This is a genomic window from Streptomyces sp. CY-1 (assembly GCF_047218265.1).
In the GTDB taxonomy this organism is placed as follows: domain Bacteria; phylum Actinomycetota; class Actinomycetes; order Streptomycetales; family Streptomycetaceae; genus Streptomyces; species Streptomyces niphimycinicus.
Window position 1 is genome coordinate 9,865,543 of sequence record NZ_CP178393.1, and the last position, 18,962, is coordinate 9,884,504.

General features: G+C 74.2%; 14 protein-coding genes and 1 riboswitch. Of the genes, 9 read left to right on the forward strand and 5 right to left on the reverse strand.

Going from position 1 to position 18,962, the window contains the following annotated elements:
- Positions 1–49 precede the first annotated feature (49 nt).
- The 7 genes from mutA to cobM all read left to right on the forward strand — a co-directional run bounded on the left by mutA (position 50) and on the right by cobM (position 8,930).
- Positions 50–1,933 (forward strand): methylmalonyl-CoA mutase small subunit, encoded by a 1,884-nt coding sequence (gene mutA, locus ACK1X7_RS42560; protein ID WP_385156972.1) that lies wholly within the window; start codon positions 50–52, stop codon positions 1,931–1,933.
- Positions 1,933–4,161 carry a methylmalonyl-CoA mutase gene (scpA, locus tag ACK1X7_RS42565; protein ID WP_390794662.1) on the forward strand — a complete coding sequence of 743 codons (2,229 nt, stop codon included), beginning with the start codon at positions 1,933–1,935 and terminating at the stop codon, positions 4,159–4,161. The genes mutA and scpA overlap by 1 nt, the downstream gene beginning before the upstream one ends.
- A gap of 3 nt (positions 4,162–4,164) precedes the next feature.
- On the forward strand, positions 4,165–5,163 hold the full coding sequence (meaB, locus tag ACK1X7_RS42570; protein ID WP_390794663.1) for a methylmalonyl Co-A mutase-associated GTPase MeaB: 999 nt from the start codon (positions 4,165–4,167) through the stop codon (positions 5,161–5,163).
- Positions 5,156–5,899, forward strand: a complete 744-nt coding sequence (locus ACK1X7_RS42575) for a (2Fe-2S)-binding protein (protein ID WP_413116527.1) — start codon at positions 5,156–5,158, stop codon at positions 5,897–5,899. Before meaB ends, ACK1X7_RS42575 begins: the two co-directional genes overlap by 8 nt.
- A 78-nt stretch (positions 5,900–5,977) precedes the next feature.
- Positions 5,978–6,787: an acyltransferase gene (locus ACK1X7_RS42580; protein ID WP_385156054.1), complete on the forward strand. Its 810-nt coding sequence runs from the start codon at positions 5,978–5,980 to the stop codon at positions 6,785–6,787.
- A 50-nt stretch (positions 6,788–6,837) separates the two neighbouring features.
- Positions 6,838–8,157, forward strand: coding sequence for a precorrin-6y C5,15-methyltransferase (decarboxylating) subunit CbiE (cbiE, locus tag ACK1X7_RS42585; RefSeq protein ID WP_413116528.1), 1,320 nt, complete (start codon positions 6,838–6,840; stop codon positions 8,155–8,157).
- The gene (cobM, locus tag ACK1X7_RS42590; RefSeq protein ID WP_385156060.1) at positions 8,154–8,930 is read left to right on the forward strand and encodes a precorrin-4 C(11)-methyltransferase; all 777 of its coding nucleotides are present in this window, start codon (positions 8,154–8,156) and stop codon (positions 8,928–8,930) included. The genes cbiE and cobM overlap by 4 nt, the downstream gene beginning before the upstream one ends.
- A 78-nt stretch (positions 8,931–9,008) precedes the next feature.
- Here the strand turns inward: cobM and ACK1X7_RS42595 are convergent, their stop codons facing one another.
- Positions 9,009–10,169: a cobalt-precorrin-5B (C(1))-methyltransferase gene (locus ACK1X7_RS42595; protein ID WP_413116529.1), complete on the reverse strand. Its 1,161-nt coding sequence runs from the start codon at positions 10,167–10,169 to the stop codon at positions 9,009–9,011.
- Between the two features lie 53 nt (positions 10,170–10,222).
- On the opposite strand from ACK1X7_RS42595, the gene ACK1X7_RS42600 reads away from it, so the two are divergent.
- Positions 10,223–10,999 (forward strand): cobalt-precorrin-6A reductase, encoded by a 777-nt coding sequence (locus ACK1X7_RS42600; protein WP_390794667.1) that lies wholly within the window; start codon positions 10,223–10,225, stop codon positions 10,997–10,999.
- Between the two features lie 16 nt (positions 11,000–11,015).
- Here the strand turns inward: ACK1X7_RS42600 and ACK1X7_RS42605 are convergent, their stop codons facing one another.
- From ACK1X7_RS42605 to ACK1X7_RS42615, 3 genes are read right to left on the reverse strand one after another with little or no spacing between them, the layout of a single operon-like run.
- Positions 11,016–12,515: a precorrin-2 C(20)-methyltransferase gene (locus tag ACK1X7_RS42605; protein WP_385156068.1), complete on the reverse strand. Its 1,500-nt coding sequence runs from the start codon at positions 12,513–12,515 to the stop codon at positions 11,016–11,018.
- The gene (locus ACK1X7_RS42610) at positions 12,512–13,147 is read right to left on the reverse strand and encodes a precorrin-8X methylmutase (protein WP_413116951.1); all 636 of its coding nucleotides are present in this window, start codon (positions 13,145–13,147) and stop codon (positions 12,512–12,514) included. The genes ACK1X7_RS42605 and ACK1X7_RS42610 overlap by 4 nt, the downstream gene beginning before the upstream one ends.
- Before the next feature lie 11 nt (positions 13,148–13,158).
- Positions 13,159–14,688, reverse strand: a complete 1,530-nt coding sequence (locus tag ACK1X7_RS42615) for a nitrite reductase (RefSeq protein ID WP_413116530.1) — start codon at positions 14,686–14,688, stop codon at positions 13,159–13,161.
- A 71-nt stretch (positions 14,689–14,759) separates the two neighbouring features.
- Positions 14,760–14,924: riboswitch (cobalamin riboswitch) on the forward strand.
- 33 nt (positions 14,925–14,957) lie between these two features.
- Here ACK1X7_RS42615 and cobN point away from each other — a divergent pair.
- On the forward strand, positions 14,958–18,599 hold the full coding sequence (gene cobN / locus ACK1X7_RS42620) for a cobaltochelatase subunit CobN (protein WP_385157401.1): 3,642 nt from the start codon (positions 14,958–14,960) through the stop codon (positions 18,597–18,599).
- Positions 18,600–18,680: 81 nt separating this feature from the next.
- Here the strand turns inward: cobN and ACK1X7_RS42625 are convergent, their stop codons facing one another.
- Positions 18,681–18,935, reverse strand: coding sequence for a hypothetical protein (locus ACK1X7_RS42625; protein ID WP_078639076.1), 255 nt, complete (start codon positions 18,933–18,935; stop codon positions 18,681–18,683).
- Positions 18,936–18,962 lie beyond the last annotated feature (27 nt).

Consider the following 18,962-nt stretch of genomic DNA (forward strand, 5'->3'; position numbering starts at 1 on the left):
CAGGCTTAACCACTGCTCCGGCTTTAGTGGACCCCATTAGCCTCCTCCTATGACGGTCCTGCCCGACGGGCTTCCCCTAGCCGACGATTTCCCCGAAGTGACACGAGACCAATGGCGTCACCTCGTCGAAGGCGTGCTGCGTAAAACCGGCACATCGGACGCCGTGGGCGCCGAGGCCGAAGAGGCCCTCGCGACCGCGCTCGAGGACGGCATCACCGTCCACCCCCTCTACACCGCCGAAGACGCGCCCCAGGACGCCGGATTCCCCGGCTTCGCGCCCTTCGTGCGTGGCGGCCGGGCCGAGGGCTCCGCCGTCTCCGGATGGGACGTACGCCAGCGCCACGCCCACCCCGACCCGGCGCGCACCAACCAGGCGATCCTCGCCGACCTGGAGAACGGCGCCGGCTCCATCTGGCTCGCGGCCGGCGCGGCCGGGGTGCCCGTGGACGGGCTGCCCGAGGCGCTCAAGGGGGTCTATCTCGACCTCGCCCCCGTCGCGCTCGACGCGGGCGCCGACTTCGAGGACGCCGCCCGCGCCCTGCTGCGGCTCTACGCCGGCCGTGAGGTGCCGCCCGGCGCCGCGCTCGGCAACCTCGGCGCCGACCCGCTGGGGCTCGTCGCCCGTACCGGACGCGACGACGGCCTGGCCGGGCAACTGGCCGCCGCGGCCGACCTCGCCGGGATCTGCCACCGCGACCACCCCGGGGTGACGGCCTTCGCCGTGGACGCCCTGCCGTACCACGAGGCGGGCGCCGGGGCGGCCCAGGAGCTCGGCTGCTCCCTCGCCGCCGCGGTGGCGTATCTGCGCACCCTTGACCAGGCCGGGCTGAGCGTCGAAGCCGCCTGCGCTCAGATGGAGTTCCGCTTCGCGGCCACCGCCGACCAGTTCCTCACCATCGCCAAGCTCCGGGCCGCCCGCCGCCTGTGGGCGCGCGTGGCGCAGGCGTGCGGCGCGCCGTCGCAGGCGCGCGCCCAGCGTCAGCACGCGGTGACCTCCCCGGTGATGATGACCCGGCGCGACCCCTGGGTGAACATGCTGCGCACCACGGTGGCCACCCTCGCCGCGGGCGTCGGCGGCGCGGACGCGGTCACCGTGCTGCCCTTCGACAGCGCGATCGGCCTGCCCGACGACTTCGCCCGCCGCATCGCCCGCAACACCTCCACGATCCTGCTGGAGGAGTCGCATCTGGCCCGGGTGATCGACCCGGCCGGCGGCTCCTGGTACGTCGAGAAGCTCACCGACGACGTCGCCCGCGCCGCCTGGGCCTGGTTCCAGGAGATCGAGCGCGCCGGGGGGATGGCCGCGGCCCTCGCCTCCGGGCTGGTCCGCGACCGGCTCGCCGAGACCTGGGCGCGCCGCGGCCGCGACCTCGCCCGCCGCAAGGAGCCGATCACCGGCGTCAGCGAGTTCCCGAACCTCGCCGAGCGGCCCGTCGAGCGCGAGCCCGCCCCGGAGCCGCCCAGCGGCGGGCTGCCGAGGGTGCGCCGCGACGAGGCGTACGAGGCACTGCGCACCCGCGCCGACGCCCGTCTGGCGGCCGAGGGCAGCCGGCCCAGGATCTTCCTGGCCGCGCTGGGCCCCGCCGCCGCACACACCGCCCGCGCCTCCTTCGCCGCCAACCTCTTCCAGGCGGGCGGGATCGAGGCGGTCCACGAACCCGCCACCGTGACCGCGGAGACGGTCGCCGAGGCGTTCGCCGCCAGCGGCGCGAGCGTGGCCTGCCTGTGCTCCAGCGACAAGCTGTACGCGCAGGAGGCGGCGGCCGTGGCCGAGCGGCTGAAGGCGGCCGGGGCGACCCGGGTCTACCTGGCCGGACGGCCGGGCACACAACAGGATGAGTACGAACGGGCCGGAGTGGACGGATACGTCTTCGCGGGCTGCGACGCGGTCGAGGTGCTCTCCTCGGCTCTGAACACCATGGGGGTGGCGTGATGGCCGGCGCTCCGGCGGAGCCGGGGAAGATCCCGGACTTCTCGGCGGTCGATCTGGACGGACCGGCCGAAGGCCCGGTGCCCGGCTCCGGCGACTGGGCCGCCGCGCTACAGAACAGCGTGGGCAAGGGCGTGGAGGACCTGGTGTGGGACACCCCCGAGGGCATCGGGGTCAAACCGCTCTACACCGCCGAGGACCTCCAGGGCGTCGACTTCCTGGGCACCTATCCCGGCGCCGCGCCCTATCTGCGCGGCCCGTACCCGACGATGTACGTCAACCAGCCCTGGACCATCCGGCAGTACGCGGGCTTCTCCACCGCCGAGGAGTCCAACGCCTTCTACCGCCGCAACCTCGCGGCCGGCCAGAAGGGCCTGTCCGTCGCCTTCGACCTGCCCACCCACCGGGGCTACGACAGCGACCACCCCCGGGTGACCGGCGACGTCGGCATGGCGGGCGTGGCCATCGACTCCATCTACGACATGCGGCAGCTCTTCGACGGCATCCCGCTGGACAAGATGAGCGTGTCGATGACGATGAACGGCGCGGTGCTGCCCGTGCTGGCGCTCTACATCGTGGCCGCCGAGGAACAGGGCGTACCGCCCGAGAAGCTGGCCGGGACCATTCAGAACGACATCCTCAAGGAGTTCATGGTCCGCAACACCTACATCTATCCGCCGCAGCCGTCGATGCGGATCATCTCCGACATCTTCTCCTTCACCTCGCAGCGGATGCCGCGCTACAACTCCATCTCCATCTCCGGCTACCACATCCAGGAGGCCGGAGCCACGGCCGATCTGGAGCTGGCGTACACCCTGGCCGACGGTGTGGAGTATCTGCGGGCCGGCCGGGACGCCGGGATGGACGTGGACGCCTTCGCGCCCCGGCTGTCGTTCTTCTGGGCGATCGGCATGAACTTCTTCATGGAGGTCGCCAAGCTGCGGGCGGCGCGGCTGCTGTGGGCCAAGCTGGTCAAGCAGTTCGACCCGAAGAACCCCAAGTCGCTGTCGCTGCGCACCCATTCGCAGACCTCCGGCTGGTCGCTGACCGCCCAGGACGTCTACAACAATGTGGCGCGCACCTGCGTGGAGGCCATGGCCGCCACCCAGGGCCACACCCAGTCGCTGCACACCAACGCGCTGGACGAGGCGCTCGCGCTGCCCACCGACTTCTCCGCCCGGATCGCCCGCAACACCCAGATCCTGCTCCAGCAGGAGTCGGGCACCACCCGGGTCATCGACCCGTGGGGCGGCAGCGCGTATGTCGAGAAGCTGACGTACGACCTGGCGCGGCGGGCCTGGCAGCACATCGAGGAGGTCGAGGCGGCCGGTGGCATGGCCAAGGCCATCGACGCGGGCATCCCCAAGCTGCGCGTCGAGGAGGCCGCCGCCCGCACCCAGGCGCGGATCGACTCCGGCCGCCAGCCGGTGATCGGTGTCAACAAGTACCGCATCGACAGCGATGAGCAGCTCGAGGTCCTCAAGGTCGACAACTCGGCGGTGCGCACCCAGCAGATCGAGAAGCTGCGGCGGCTGCGCGCCGAGCGCGACGAGGCCGTCTGCCAGGACGCGCTGCGCGCCCTGACCGCGGCGGCCCGGTCCGGTCCGGGCGCGGGTCTGGAGGGCAATCTGCTGGCGCTCGCCGTGGACGCCGCCCGCGCCATGGCGACCGTCGGCGAGATCTCCGACGCGCTCGAGGCGGTCTATGGGCGCCACTCGGGGCAGATCCGTACGATCTCCGGTGTGTACCGAGAAGAGGCCGGAGCATCCTCCGGCGTGAGCCGCACCCGCGCGCTGGTGGAGAAGTTCGAGAGCGCCGAGGGCCGCCGCCCCCGCATCCTGGTCGCCAAGATGGGCCAGGACGGCCATGACCGCGGCCAGAAGGTGATCGCCACCGCCTTCGCCGACCTGGGCTTCGACGTCGACGTCGGCCCGCTGTTCCAGACCCCCGAGGAGGTCGCGCGGCAGGCGGTGGAGGCCGATGTGCACATCGTCGGCGTGTCGTCGCTCGCGGCCGGCCACCTCACGCTGGTGCCCGCGCTGCGCGAGCAACTGGCCGAGGCGGGGCGCGAGGACATCACCATCGTGGTCGGCGGGGTCATCCCGCCGCACGATGTCCAGACCCTGCACGACGCCGGCGCCGCCGCCGTCTTCCTGCCGGGCACGGTCATCCCGGACGCCGCCCATGACCTGGTGCGGAAGCTGGCCGCCGACCTCGGCCACGAGCTGTAGTCCATGCCACGGACGATCGACATCGAGGAGTACGCCAAGGGCGTGCTCGACGGCCATCGCGCGTATATCGCCCGTGCGATCACGCTCGTCGAGTCCACCCGGCCCGACCACCACGACCTCGCCCAGCGGCTGCTGGTCGAACTGCTGCCGCACACCGGCGGGGCGCGGCGGATCGGGATCAGCGGGGTGCCCGGGGTGGGCAAGTCCACCTTCATCGACGCCCTGGGCACCATGCTCACCGGGACCGGCCACAAGGTCGCGGTGCTCGCCGTCGACCCTTCCTCCACCCGTACCGGCGGCTCCATCCTGGGTGACAAGACCCGGATGGAGCGGCTGGCGGTCGACCCCGACGCCTTCGTACGGCCCTCGCCCAGCGCCGGGACGCTGGGCGGGGTCGCCCGCGCCACCCGCGAGTCCATGGTCGTCATGGAGGCCGCGGGCTATGACGTGGTGCTGGTGGAGACCGTGGGCGTGGGCCAGTCCGAGACCGCGGTGGCCAATATGGTCGACTCCTTCCTGCTGCTCTCCCTGGCCCGCACCGGCGACCAGCTACAGGGCATCAAGAAGGGCGTCCTGGAGCTGGCCGACGTGGTCACCATCAACAAGGCCGACGGCCCCCACGCGCGGGACGCCAAGTCGGCGGCCCGTGAGCTGGCGGGCGCGCTGAGGCTGCTCCAGCCCGCGGACGCGCCCTGGAACCCGCCGGTGCTCACGTGCAGCGCCCGCGAGTCCACCGGGCTCGACGTGGTGTGGGAGCGCCTGGAGCAGCACCGCCGGGTGCTGGAGGCCACCGGCGCGCTGCACGCCAAGCGGCGCGACCAGCAGGTCGACTGGACCTGGTCGATGGTGCGCGACCAACTGCTCGCGCGGCTGCACGCCCACCCCGAGGTGCGGCGGCTCGGGCCCGAGCTGGAACAGCGGGTCCGCGAGGGCACGCTGACGGCCACGCTCGCGGCGGACCGGCTGCTGGAGGCGTTCCGGGCCCCGGCCGACGGTGGATGAGGCGCCGCTGCCCGAAGCGGCGCGGGTCGGGCCGTTCTTCGCCCTGCGCACCGGCCTCGGCGAGCCGCGCGAGGAGGGGTACGTACGGATCGGCGAGGCGTACCGGCTGACCGGCGAGGGCGCCGCCGGGCCGGTGCTGCGCGCCCGGGTCGAGGCGGTCGCCGCGAGCCTGGGCACCGATGAGCCGAGGGTCGCGGCCTCGCTCGCCTTCCAGGGCCTCGCCGCCCGGGTGTGGTCACTCGCGCTCGGCCCCGCGGCCCTCACCGGCCGGGTGCCCCACCTCCGGCCCGACCGGCTGTGGTGGAACCCCGGGCGAGTCGCCCCCGACGACCTGTGGTGGCCCGGCGTGCCGCCGGTGATGGGCGAACCGGGAGGACTCGCCGGTCAGGTGGGCACCGCGGCGTTCGTCCATCTGACGCCGCTGCACCACGCCATCGCACGGGCCTACCGCGTCTCGGAGCGGCTGCTGTGGGGCAACGCCGCCTCGGCGCTGGCCGGTTCGCTGCGGGTGCTCCACGACTGGTGCCGGGCGGACGGCCGCGCCGAGGCGGCGGGCCGGGCCACCGAGCTGGCGCGGGCCCAGCTCGTCCACCCGCCGCTGCGCGAGGCCGGCACCCTGAGCACCGCGCCGCTCGGCTACCGGCGCCGCACCTGCTGTCTCTACTACCGCGTGCCCGGCGGCGGGTTGTGCGGCGACTGCGCACTGCGCGAGGCCCCGGGGCGCGGGAGGGCTTAGCGGGAGCGCGTAGGGGGAGTGCTCAGGGGACGCCGGGGTGCCGCAGACGGCCTCCCGACGGGCCGATACGGTGGGCGAATGCCGAAGAACGAGAACCTGTTCTCATCCTGGCGGGGCTGGTGCGGACGCGTCACCTCCCGTCTGGTCCACCGCGGATGGCGCGCCGTGCAGCGGGCCGGTGCGGTGACGGCCGAGCGCCCCGGCCCGTACCGGTTCGGCCGCATCGGCGTCGGCACCCGGCTGGCGTTCCCCCAGGGCACCCTCTTCGGCGAACCATGGATCCAGCTCGGTGAGCACTGCGTCATCGGCGAGCAGGTGACCCTCACCGCCGGCATGATGCCCGGTGTGGACCTCGGCCCCGATCCGGTGCTGCGCATCGGCAACGGTGTGGTGCTGGGCCGGGGCAGCCATGTGATCGCGTCGGTGTCCGTGGAATTCGGCGACGATGTCTTCTGCGGCCCGTACGTCTACGTGACCAGCGACAACCACTCCTACGACGATCCGGAGCAGCCCATCGGCCGCCAGTGGCCGCGCTCCGCGCCCGTCCACATCGGCCCCGGCAGTTGGCTGGGCGCGGGCGCGGTGATCCTGCCCGGGGCGCGGCTGGGCCGCAATGTGGTGGTCGCGGCGGGCGCGGTCGTACGGGGCGAGGTGCCCGACCACGCCGTGGTGGCCGGGGCGCCGGCCCGGATCATACGGCGCTGGGCCCCGGAGGAGGGCTGGCAGCCACCGCTGCGCACCCCGGCGCCGGTGCCGATTCCGGAGGACATGACCGTCGAGCAACTGCTGGCACTGGCGGAGCTGGAGCGCGAGCGGACGGAGCGGCGGGGACAGGCGCGGGAGCCCGGGCGGGGCCTGGAGCGGGAGCCGGGGGCCGGGGCGTCGTAGCAGGTCAGTAGAGTTTCGTGGACCGTTCCCCGACCCGTGAGGTGACCATCGTGAGCCCGCCGCCTCCCCCCGTGACCGTCATCGGCATCGGCGCCGACGGCTGGGACGGGCTCGGTCCCACGGCCCGTGCGGCGTTGCGCGCGGCCGAGGTGGTCATCGGCGGACGGCGCCATCTGGGCCTGCTGCCGCCGGAATGCCACGGTGAGCGGGTGCCCTGGCCGTCCCCGCTGCGCCCCGCCGTCCCCGGGCTGTTCGCGGCGCACACCGGGCGGCGGGTCTGTGTGCTGGCCAGTGGCGACCCCATGTTCTTCGGCATCGGCCGCACCCTGGCCGAGCTGCTGAGCGCCGAGCGGCTGCGGGTGCTGCCCCATCCCTCGTCCGTCTCCCTGGCCTGTGCGCGGCTCGGCTGGGCGCTGGAGGAGACCGAGGTGATCAGCCTCGTCGGCCGTCCCCTGGCCACGCTGAACCGTGAGTTGCACGCCGGACGGCGGCTGCTCGTGCTCAGCGCGGGCGCCGAAAGCCCCGCCGAGGTGGCCGGGTTGCTCGGGGACCGCGGCTTCGGCCCGAGCCGGATGCGGGTGCTGGAGCGACTGGGGAGCGCGCGGGAGCGCTGTGTGGCGGGCACGGCCGAAACGTGGCCTCATCCGCCCGGCGACCCCCTGAACGTCATCGCCGTCGACTGCGCCCCGGCGGACGGCGCCCGGCCGCTGTCGCTCGTGCCGGGGCTGCCCGACACGGCGTACGACCACGACGGACAGCTCACCAAGCGCCATGTGCGGGCCGCCACCCTCGCCGCGCTCGCCCCCGCCCCCGGGGAGCTGCTGTGGGACGTCGGCGGCGGCTCGGGCTCCATCGCCGTGGAGTGGATGCGCGCCCACCGCACCTGCCGGGCGGTCTCGGTCGAACGGGACCCGGTGCGCGCCGAGCGCATCGGCCGCAACGCCGATGCGCTCGGTGTGCCCGGGCTGACCGTCGTCACCGGCGCCGCCCCGGACGCCCTGGCCGGACTGCCCACCCCCGACGCGGTGTTCATCGGCGGCGGCCTGACCGTCCCCGGGGTGCTGGAGGCGTGCTGGGCGGCCCTGCGGCCGGGCGGCCGGATCGTCGCCAACACCGTGACCCTGGAGTCCGAGGCGCTGCTCGCCGACCGGTACCGCCGCCACGGCGGCGACCTCGTCCGCCTCGCCGTCTCCCACGCCACCCCGGTCGGGGCCTTCACCGGCTGGCGGCAGGCGATGCCGGTCACCCAGTGGTCCGCCACCAAACCGCTCGACTCCCGGGGCCCTGGCGGGTACGCCGCCGATCCCGCGGAATCCATCGAAGCCGAAGCCGAAGCCGAAGCCGAAGCCGCTCAAGGAGAGACACGATGACGGTGTACTTCATCGGCGCGGGCCCCGGTGCCGCCGATCTGATCACGGTGCGCGGCGCCCGTACCCTGGCCCGCTGCCAGGTGTGTCTGTACGCGGGCAGCCTGGTGCCGCGTGAACTGCTCGCAGAATGCCCGCCGGACGCCCGCCTGGTCGACACCGCCCGGCTCGACCTCGACCAGATCACCGCCGAGTTCGTCGCCGCCCACGAGGCGGGCCATGACGTGGCCCGCCTCCACTCCGGCGACCCGTCGGTCTTCAGCGCCGTCGCCGAGCAGATGCGCCGCCTGGACGCCGCCGGCGTTCCATACGACGTGGTCCCGGGCGTCCCCGCGTTCGCCGCCGCGGCCGCCGCGCTGAAGCGGGAGCTGACGGTCCCGACCGTCGGCCAGACCGTCATCCTCACCCGCATCGCCCAGCGGGCCACCCCCATGCCGGACGGCGAGGACCTCGCCACCCTGGGCCGCAGCGGCGCGCTCCTCGTGCTGCATCTCGCCGCCCGCTACGTGGACCGCGTGGTCGGCGAACTCCTCCCGCACTACGGCGCCGACTGCCCGGCGGCCGTGGTCGCCATGGCCAGCCGCCCCGACGAACTGGTGCTCCGCGGCACACTGGACGACATCGCGGCCCAGGTGAAGGCGGCGGGCGTGGTACGGACGGCGGTCATCATCGTGGGCCGCACCCTGAGCGCCGACCAGTTCCGCGACAGCCACCTCTACTCCCCGAACCGCCAACGCCCCCACGACCCCTGCCACCCACCCGGTCCCGCGGCCTGAGGGGGGCCGGGACATCGGCCCGGTCGTGACGTATGGGCCCGGGCAACCTGCCGCAACGCTCCCGGCGCGGTGAAGGGGTCAGCGCGCCCGGGGGCCGCGAGGTTCGGTGCGGCCCACGATGGTGCCCGCGCGGTCGATGCAGATCACGTCCACCGCCACCGGTGCCCCGCGCAGCACCCCGAGCGCCGTGTCGCGGGCCGCCGCCGCGACCAGGTCGCCGAGGGGTACGCCGCGGGCGGAGCACAACTGCACCGTCTCCAGGCCGGTGTTGGCCGTCGCCACCGCCTCCGCCAGCTTCTCGTCCGCCCCGCCACGGCGGGCCAGGTCCGCGAGGAAGCCCTTGTCCACCTGGGAGCGTGCGGAGTGCAGATCCAGATGTCCGGCGGCCAGCTTGGAGAGCTTGGCGAAGCCTCCGGCGACCGTGAGCCGGTCCACCGGGTGGCGGCGCAGATACTTCAGCACCGCCCCCGCGAAGTCGCCCATGTCCAGCAACGCGTCCTGTGGCAGCCCGTGCACGGCCACCGCCACCTTCTCGGACGTCGAGCCCGTACAGCCCGCCACATGGCGGCGCCCCGCCGCGCGTGCGACGTCCACCCCGCGCCGGATGCTGTCGATCCACGCCGAGCAGGAGTAGGGCACCACGATGCCCGTCGTGCCGAGGATGGACAGCCCGCCGAGGATGCCCAGCCGCGGATTCCAGGTCGAGCGGGCGATCTCCTCGCCGTGGTCCACCGAGATCTCGATCTCGACGTCACCGGCCCCGCCGTGCCGGGCCGCGACGGCGGCGATGTGGTCGCGCATCATCTGGCGCGGCACGGGGTTGATGGCCGGTTCGCCGACCGGGAGCGGCAGCCCGGGCCGGGTCACCATGCCGACGCCAGGACCGGCCCGGAAGACCACTCCGCCGCCGGGCGGCAGAGCCCGCACCGTGGCCCTGACCAGCGCGCCGTGGGTCACATCCGGGTCGTCGCCCGCGTCCTTGACGACCGCGGCCATGGCATGGCCCGCCGCCAGTTCCTCGGCCGCGAGCGCGAACGCGGGCCGCTGCCCCTTGGGCAGTTCGATGGTCACCGGGTCGGGGAACTCCCCGCTCAGCAGCGCGGTGTACGCGGCCGTCGTCGCGGCCGTGGCACACGCCCCGGTGGTCCAGCCGTGCCGCAGCCCCGTCCGCTCGAGCTGCGCGCTCCGCCCCCCGGCCGCCTTGGCCTCCGTCTCCGTTCTCGTCTCCGCCTCAGCCATGGGCAGGCCGCCGCGCATACGATGACGGGCGCACGGACGACGAAAGGCACCCGATGAACACCGCACCGGCGCGGCGCCATGTGCTCATCCTCGGCGGCACCACGGAGGCGCGCCGCCTCGCCGGGGAACTCGCCGACGACCCCGCCCTGCGCGTCACCAGCTCCCTCGCGGGCCGGGTCGCCGCGCCACGGCTGCCCGTGGGGCAGGTGCGGATCGGCGGGTTCGGGGGCGCCGAGGGGCTGGCCCGCTGGCTCCGCGAGCACCAGGTGGACGCGCTCATCGACGCCACCCATCCTTTCGCCGACACGATCAGTTCCCACGCGGCCCGGGCGGCCGCCGACGTCCATGTTCCCCTGCTCGCCCTGCGCCGCCCCGGCTGGGTGCCCGGTCCGGGCGACCGCTGGCATTCGGCGGGCTCACTGGCCGACGCGGCGCGGCTGGCCCCGGCCCTGGGGGAGCGGATCTTCCTCACCACGGGCCGCATGGGCCTGGCCACCTTCGCCCATCTCACCGAGCCATGGTTCCTGGTCCGCTCGGTCGACGCCCCCGAGCCGCCGGTCCCGCCCCGGATGGAGGTGATCCTCGACCGCGGCCCGTTCACCCTCGACGGCGAGGCGGAGCTGCTGCGCCGCCACCGCGTCGAGGTGCTGGTCACCAAGGACAGCGGCGCCCACGCCACCGCCCCCAAACTCGCCGCGGCCCGCGCCGCGGGCATCCCGGTCGTCGTCATCCAACGCCCACCCGCCCCCCAGGACGTCCCGGTGGCCGAGACCCCCGCCGAAGCCGCCGCCTGGCTCCGTACGACCCTGGCCCGAGCCCGGAGGCCCTGAGTCCTGAGCCCGGGGGCTATGCCTCCGGGTATCGGCGTGGCGTCCAGACGACGTCGGTGCCGTCGCCTCGGCGGACCGTGCGGGTCTGGGAGGAGCCCACCAGGAGGATCGTGCGCATGTCGACATCGGCCGGGTCGAGGTCGGCGAGGCGGACGATCCGCACCCGCTCCCCGGGGCCGCCGATGTCGCGGCCCAGCACCACGGGCGTGTCGGGGGCGCGGTGCTCCAGCAGGAGTTCGCGGGCCTTGCCCACCTGCCAGACGCGGCTGCGGGAGCCGGGGTTGTAGAGGGCGAGCACCAGGTCGGCCGCGGCGGCGGCGCGCAGCCGTTCGGCGATGACCTCCCAGGGCTTGAGCCGGTCGGAGAGGGAGATCACCGCGTAGTCGTGGCCGAGCGGGGCACCGGCCCGGGCGGCGGCGGCGTGGGCCGCCGTCATACCGGGGACGATCCGCACCGGGACCTCGCGGTAGGGGTCCTCGGAGGCGGCCTCCAGGACGGCGGTGGCCATGGCGAACACGCCCGGGTCGCCGGAGGAGACCACGGCGACACGCCGACCGCGCCGGGCGAGGTCGAGGGCGAATTCGGCACGTACGGACTCCACCTTGTTGTCGGAGGCGTGGCGCCGCTGGCCCGGCCGTACGGGCACCCGGTCCAGATAGGTGCTGTAGCCGACCAGGTCCTGCGCGGCGGCCAGTTCGGCCCGTGCCTCGGGGGTGAGCCACAGCGGACCGGCCGGGCCCAGGCCGACGACCACGACCTCGCCCGGGCCGGACGCATCGCGTGGCGCGTCCACCCGGCTGGGCAGCACCGCCATCGAGAAGTACGGCACCGACTCCGGGTCGACGTCGGCCAGCGGGGCGGTGCGCTCCGCGTCCATCGTGGCGCGCTCCACATAGCGCGCGTCCGCGAGCCGCCCCGACCGCTCCAGCGCGCGCCGCACCGTCGGGAAGGTCCGGCCGAGCTTCATCACGGCCGCCGCGTCCGTCGTCGCCAGCCGGGCCGTCAACTCCTCCTCGGGCAGGGTGCCGGGGAGGACCGTCAGCACCTCCTCGCCCTCCACCAGCGGCGCGCCGAGCCGGGCTGCCGCCGCGCTGACCGAGGTGACACCGGGGATGACCTCGGTGGGGTAGCGGTCGGCGAGCCGCTTGTGCATATGCATGTACGAGCCGTAGAAGAGCGGATCGCCCTCCGCGAGCACCGCGACCGTGCGCCCCGCGTCCAGATGCGCGGCGAGCCTGGTGGCCGCCTCCGCGTAGAACTCGTCCATCGCGCCGCGATAGCCGCCCGGATGGTCGGTGGTCTCCGTGGTGACCGGGTAGACCAGCCGCTCCTCGATGTGGTCCGGCCGCAGATGCCGCTCGGCTATGGAGCGGGCGATGCTGCGCCCGTGCCGGGCGCTGTGGTACGCGATGACATCGGCTTCGGCGATGACCTCCACGGCGCGTACGGTCATCAGGGCGGGGTCGCCGGGACCGAGCCCCACACCGTAGAGCCGGCCCGTCTGCTGCTCGCTCACTCTTCCTCGCTCGCTATCGCGTTGATCGCCGCCGCGGCGATGGCGCTGCCGCCCCGCCGGCCGTGCACCACCAGGTGGTCGAGCGCCGCCGGATGCCCGGCCAGCGCCTCCTTGGACTCGGCGGCGCCGATGAAGCCCACCGGCACACCGATCACGGCGGCCGGGCGCGGCGCGCCCGCCCCTCCTTCTTCGATCATCTCCAGCAGCCGGAACAGCGCCGTGGGGGCGTTGCCCACCGCCACCACCGCCCCGTCGAGCCGGTCCCGCCACAGCTCCAGCGCGGCGGCGCTGCGCGTGGTGCCCATGCGCCGCGCCAACTCCGGTACGGCGGGGTCCGCGAGGGTGCAGATGACCTCGTTGTCGGCGGGCAGCCGCTTGCGGGTGACCCCGCTGGCGACCATGCGCGCGTCACAGAGCACCGGCGCGCCGGACCACAGCGCGGCGCGGGCGCGGGAGACCACCTCGGGGCTGTACGCGAGGTCCTTGACCAGGTCGACCATGCCGCAGGCGTGGATCATCCGCACCGCCACCTGGCTGACGTCGGCGGGGAGCCCGCCGAGGTCGGCCTCGGCACGGATGGTGGCAAAGGACGCGCGGTAGATGGCCGCCCCGTCCTTCTCGTAGTCGAACACGGTGTCCTCGATCATGTCGTTCCACGGGCCGCCGCCACGGCGCCGGCCAACTGCTCCGCTGTCACATCCACGCTGTGCACACTGTCCGCGCTGTCCGCCTCCGGCGTGTCTTCCCTCGCGCCCCGTACGGTGACGCGGTAGTCCCTGTCTCCGGTGGCCAGGGCGTCCACCCAGCGGCCCCCGGGGTGACCGCAGCGCCGTTCACACCCGGAGATGTACACCGGCAGCGGATCGGACCAGGCGGTGCCCGAGGCTCCCGGCGCCGGGTCCGCAAACCCTCGCCGCGTGCCCGAGGTCCGTAGCGCCGGGTCCGCGACCATGCGTGCCGTGTCGGCCCGCACATCCGCCAGGGACTTGGCGCAGCCGGGCCGTCCCGTGCACGCGCCGACCCCGAGCCACGGCGAGTCCGGCGTGGTCACCAGCCCCGCGTCGGACAGTTCGGCCAAGGCACCGCGCGTGTCGTCCGGGGCGAACCCGGGGAGCACCACGCCGCGCCAGGGTGTCATACGCAGCTCAGCGGCCCCGCCCCGGGAGGCGAGCGCGGCGAGCAGCTGCCACTGCGCGGCGCTCACCCGGCCCAGGGGGAGGGCGACGGACAGCGCGTGACGTCCGTCCGGGCCGGGGATCGGTCCGGGGGCGGGTGGTGTGGCGCGGGCGCGGGGAGCTGGTTCATGCTCCACGGGTACGGCCGCCACGCCCGCGTCGGCGAGTCGCGCGGCCAGTCCCTCGGTCGTCACGGCGTGTCGCGCGGGGAGTTCGCGTGCCCGCCACGCCCGGGTGCCGCTCTCACGCGCCTTGGCCAGGAACTCCACCGCGGCCAGCGCCGCCGCACGCGGCGCGTCTTCGCCCCGCACTCGGAGACCGCCACCCACCGCCGACCCGGCCGTACGAGACCCCCGCCGCCCCGCCGCGTCCGGGCGTGCCGCCCCCGTCGACGGCGACGGCACATCCGGACCCGGCGGCGGACCGCCGGCCCGCAGCACCGCTCCGCCGTCCGGCGTTGCGATCAATGTCACATCGGCGCCCAAGGCGGCCACATCGCCCCGCCCATCGTCCAGCGCGAACAGGAACCTGCCCGACAAGCCCGACAATTCCCCGCCCCCCGCCGGTGAGTCGTCGCACAGCACGGCGTCCAGCGACCGCACCCACGCCGCCACATCCGCGTGCCCCCCGCCGTCCAGGCCGGACAGCGGCGACGCCACGATGTTGCGCACCCGGTCATGGCGGTCCGAGGGCAGCAGTCCGGCCGCCCGCAGCCGGGCCGCGAGTTCCGCGCCGCACCCCGTATCCAGGCCGCGCACCTGGAGATTGCCCCGCGAGGTGATGTCCAGCCGCCCGTCGCCCAGCTCCTCTGCCAGCCGTCCCAGCGCCACCGCCTGACGGGCCGTCAGCAGCCCGCCCGGCACCCGGACCCGGGCGAGCGAACCGTCGTCCGCCGGGTGCAGCCGCAGCGCGCCCGGACAGGCGTCATCGCGCCCGCGCACGGGGGTTTCATCCCCGGATGGGGTGGTTGTCGGGGGGAGGGGCATGGCGGCGAGCATACCGACGATCCGGTCCGGCCCACCGCCCCGGCCAGGCCGGAACTCACCATCCCGTGGCAGGTCAGCAACGCTTACTATGCTCAGCGGTGGGTCGGTCCCGGCCCACCGAACGCACAAGACGGCACTCACGGTAGGAAGTCGGTGTAAATCCGGCGCGGTCCCGCCACTGTGAGCGCGGAAGCCGCCGAACGGCAGCGGTCGCGCGAGCCAGGAACTGCCGCCGTCTTAACCCGCCCGGGGCGCGGACCCCGAGGAAGGCATGCCGCCGCATGATTCTGCTGCTGTCGACGTCCGACACCGACCTGCTCAGCGCCCGTGCCGCCACGGGCCCGGTGCCGTACCGCCTCGCCAACCCGGCCCGCCTCGCTCTCGACGATCTCCCCGGCCTCCTCGACGGCGTCGAACTCGTCGTCGTACGGCTCCTCGGCGGCATCCGCGCCTGGCAGGAGGGGCTCGACACGCTGCTCGCGGGCGACCTCCCGGTCGTCGTCCTCACCGGTGAACAGGCGCCCGACGCCCAGCTCATGGAGGCGTCCACGGTCCCGGTCGGCATCGCCGCCGAGGCCCACGCCTACCTCGCCCACGGCGGGCCCGCCAACCTCGACCAGCTCGCCCGGTTCCTCTCCGACACCGTGCTGCTCACCGGCCATGGCTTCGAACCGCCCGCGCCCGCGCCCACCTGGGGGCCGCTGGAGCGCACCGGCCGCGCGGCCGGCTCCGGCGCCGTCACCGGCCCGACCATCGCGGTGCTCTACTACCGCGCCCACCACATGAGCGGCAACACCGCCTTCGTGGAGGCCCTGTGCCGGGCCGTGGAGGACGCCGGTGGCCGCCCGCTGCCGCTGTTCGTCGCCTCGCTGCGGGCTCCCGAACCCGAGTTGATCGAGGCCCTCGGCGCGGCCGACGCCATCGTGACCACCGTCCTCGCGGCTGGTGGCACCCGCCCCGCCGAGGCGTCCGCGGGCGGCGACGACGAGGCATGGGACGCGGGCGCGCTCGCCTCGCTCGACGTGCCCGTGCTCCAGGCGCTGTGCCTGACCTCGTCGCGCGCCGCGTGGGAGGAGAACGACGAGGGGCTCTCCCCGCTGGACGCCGCTACCCAGGTCGCCGTCCCGGAGTTCGACGGGCGGCTCATCACCGTGCCGTTCTCGTTCAAGGAGGTCGACGAGGACGGTCTGCCGGTCTATGCCGCCGATGCCGAGCGCGCCGCGCGTGTCGCCGGAATCGCGGTACGACACGCCCGGCTCCGCCATATCCCCGCCGCCGACAAGCGCCTGGCGCTCGTCCTCTCCGCCTATCCCACCAAGCACTCCCGGATCGGCAACGCCGTCGGCCTCGACACCCCCGCAAGCGCCGTCGCCCTGCTGCGCCGGCTGCGCGCCGATGGCTATGACCTCGGCCCCGAGGACGGGCCAAACGCGCTCCCGGGCCTGGTCTCCGGCGACGGCGACGACCTGATCCGCGCCCTCATCGAGGCGGGCGGCCATGACCAGGAGTGGCTCACCGAGGAGCAGCTCGCCCGCAACCCCGTCCGCGTCCCGGCCGCCGACTACCGCCGCTGGTACGCCACGCTCCCGCAGGCGCTGCGGGAGGCGGTCGAGGAGCACTGGGGCCCGCCGCCCGGCCAGATGTTCGTCGACACCAGCCGCGACCCGGAGGGCGAGATCGTGCTGGCCGCGCTGCGCCGCGGCAACCTCCTGGTGGTCATCCAGCCCCCGCGCGGCTTCGGCGAGAACCCCATCGCCATCTACCACGACCCCGATCTGCCGCCCTCGCACCACTACCTGGCCGCCTACCGCTGGATGGCCACCCCCCGAGCCGACGGCGGATTCGGCGCCGACGCCATGGTCCACCTGGGCAAACACGGCAACCTGGAGTGGCTGCCGGGCAAGAACGCCGGACTCTCCGCCGCCTGCGGCCCCGACGCCGCGCTCGGCGATCTGCCGCTCATCTACCCCTTCCTGGTCAACGACCCGGGCGAGGGCACCCAGGCCAAGCGCCGTGTCCACGCCACCCTCGTCGACCACCTCGTCCCGCCGATGGCCCGCGCCGACTCCTACGGCGACATCGCGCGGCTGGAGCAGTTGCTCGACGAGTACGCCGCCATCTCCGCGATGGACCCGGCCAAGCTCCCCGCCATCCGCGCCCAGATCTGGACCCTCATCCAGGCCGCCCGGCTCGACCACGACCTGGGCCTGGAGGACCGGCCGGACGACGACGGCTTCGACGACTTCCTGCTGCATGTCGACGGCTGGCTGTGCGAGGTCAAGGACGCCCAGATACGCGACGGACTGCATGTCCTGGGCACCGCCCCGGCCGGGCCCGCGCGCGTCAACCTGGTGCTGGCCATCCTCCGCGCCCGCCAGATCTGGGGCGGTACGTCCGCACTCCCCGGGCTGCGCGAGGCGCTCGGCCTCGACGAGTCGGCCGCCACCCGCACCGGCGCCGACGAGGCCGAGGAGCGGGCCCGTGGGCTGGTCCAGGCGATGGAGGACGCCGAATGGGCCCCGGAGGCCGTCGAGAAGGCCGTCCTCACCCTGCCCGAGGAGCAGCGCCCCGCCGTCTCCGCGATTCTCGACTTCGCCGCCCGCGAGGTCGTCCCCCGGCTGGCCGCCACGACCGACGAGATCGACCACGCCGTGCACGCCCTCGCCGGCGGGTTCGTCCCCGCGGGGCCGTCCGGTTCGCCGCTGCGCGGCCTGGTCAACGTCCTGCCGACCGGCCGCAACTTCTACTCCGTCGACCCCAAGGCCGTGCCGAGCAGGCTGGCCTGGGAGACCGGCCAGGCGCTCGCCGATTCGCTGCTGGAGCGCTACCGCGCCGACAACGACGGCCAGTGGCCGAAGTCCGTCGGCCTCTCGCTGTGGGGCACGAGCGCGATGCGCACCTCCGGCGACGATGTGGCCGAGGCGCTGGCGCTGCTGGGTATCCGCCCGGTGTGGGACGACGCCTCGCGCCGGGTGACGGGCCTGGAAGCCGTGCCGCTCGACCAGTTGGGCCGACCGCGCGTCGATGTCACCCTGCGCATCAGCGGTTTCTTCCGGGACGCCTTCCCCCATGTGGTCGGGCTGCTGGACGACGCCGTACGGCTCGCCGCCGCCCTGGAGGAGAGCGACGAGGACAACTACATACGGGCGCACACCCGCGCCGACCTCGCCGCCCACGGTGACGAGCGCCGCGCCACCACCCGGATCTTCGGCTCCCGCCCCGGCACCTACGGCGCCGGGCTGCTCCAGCTCATCGACAGCCGCGACTGGCGCACCGACGCCGATCTCGCCGAGGTGTACACGGTCTGGGGCGGCTACGCCTACGGCCGCGGTCTCGAGGGGCGGCCGGCGCGGGCCGAGATGGAGAGCGCCTACCGCCGGATCGCGGTCGCGGCCAAGAACACCGACACCCGCGAACACGACATCGCCGACTCCGACGACTACTTCCAGTACCACGGCGGCATGGTGGCCACCGTGCGCGCTCTGAAGGGCACCGCCCCCGCCGCGTACATCGGCGACTCCACCCGCCCCGAGACGGTCCGCACCCGCACCCTCCACGAGGAGACCTCACGGGTCTTCCGCGCCCGGGTGGTCAACCCGCGCTGGATCGAGGCGATGCGCCGCCACGGCTACAAGGGCGCCTTCGAACTCGCCGCGACGGTCGACTACCTCTTCGGCTACGACGCGACCACGGGCGTGGTCGCCGACTGGATGTACGACAAGCTCGCCCAGACCTATCTGCTCGACCCGGAGAACCGCGCCTTCCTGGAGCAGGCCAACCCCTGGGCGCTGCACGGCATGGCCGAGCGACTGCTGGAGGCCGAGAGCCGCGGGCTGTGGGACGAGCCCGACCCGGAGGTGCTGGAGCGGGTGAAGGAGCTGTATCTGGAGACGGAGGGCGGCCTGGAGGGCGGGGACGAGTAGACGCGTCCACGTCCGCGGGGACGCGTAGGTACGTCCACGTCCGCGGGGAGGCGTAGGCGCGTCCCCGCAACGGGCGGTGGCTCAGTCGGCGGACGGTCGTGCCGCCGGGCGGGCCGCCGCCCGGATCCGGTCCGGCCAGGGGGGACAGTTGACCAGTTCGGTCCACTCGCGGTCGTAGCGCCCGGGTACCGCGCGCCCCGCGGACGCCCAGCGCTCGACCAGATCCGCGTAGATCGGCACGGATGTGGAGGTGTGAACGGTCTGATGAACCGTTCCGTCGCCTTCGGTGCTCCGGTCCAGCGCTCTGCTCGGCTGCGAGAGAGAACGGCGTCGCATCGTCGTCGTCATAGTCGGACAACGCGT

Excerpts from the sequence above, each read along its gene's own strand:
- cobM (WP_385156060.1), top strand. The coding sequence starts at position 8,154 with ATGACGGTGTACTTCATCGGCGCGGGCCCCGGTGCCGCCGATCTGATC.
- ACK1X7_RS42595 (WP_413116529.1), bottom strand. The coding sequence starts at position 10,169 with ATGGCTGAGGCGGAGACGAGAACGGAGACGGAGGCCAAGGCGGCCGGG.
- ACK1X7_RS42600 (WP_390794667.1), top strand. The coding sequence starts at position 10,223 with ATGAACACCGCACCGGCGCGGCGCCATGTGCTCATCCTCGGCGGCACC.
- meaB (WP_390794663.1), top strand. The coding sequence starts at position 4,165 with ATGCCACGGACGATCGACATCGAGGAGTACGCCAAGGGCGTGCTCGAC.
- ACK1X7_RS42580 (WP_385156054.1), top strand. The coding sequence starts at position 5,978 with ATGCCGAAGAACGAGAACCTGTTCTCATCCTGGCGGGGCTGGTGCGGA.
- scpA (WP_390794662.1), top strand. The coding sequence starts at position 1,933 with ATGGCCGGCGCTCCGGCGGAGCCGGGGAAGATCCCGGACTTCTCGGCG.
- cobN (WP_385157401.1), top strand. The coding sequence starts at position 14,958 with ATGATTCTGCTGCTGTCGACGTCCGACACCGACCTGCTCAGCGCCCGT.
- ACK1X7_RS42625 (WP_078639076.1), bottom strand. The coding sequence starts at position 18,935 with ATGCGACGCCGTTCTCTCTCGCAGCCGAGCAGAGCGCTGGACCGGAGC.
- mutA (WP_385156972.1), top strand. The coding sequence starts at position 50 with ATGACGGTCCTGCCCGACGGGCTTCCCCTAGCCGACGATTTCCCCGAA.
- ACK1X7_RS42615 (WP_413116530.1), bottom strand. The coding sequence starts at position 14,688 with ATGCTCGCCGCCATGCCCCTCCCCCCGACAACCACCCCATCCGGGGAT.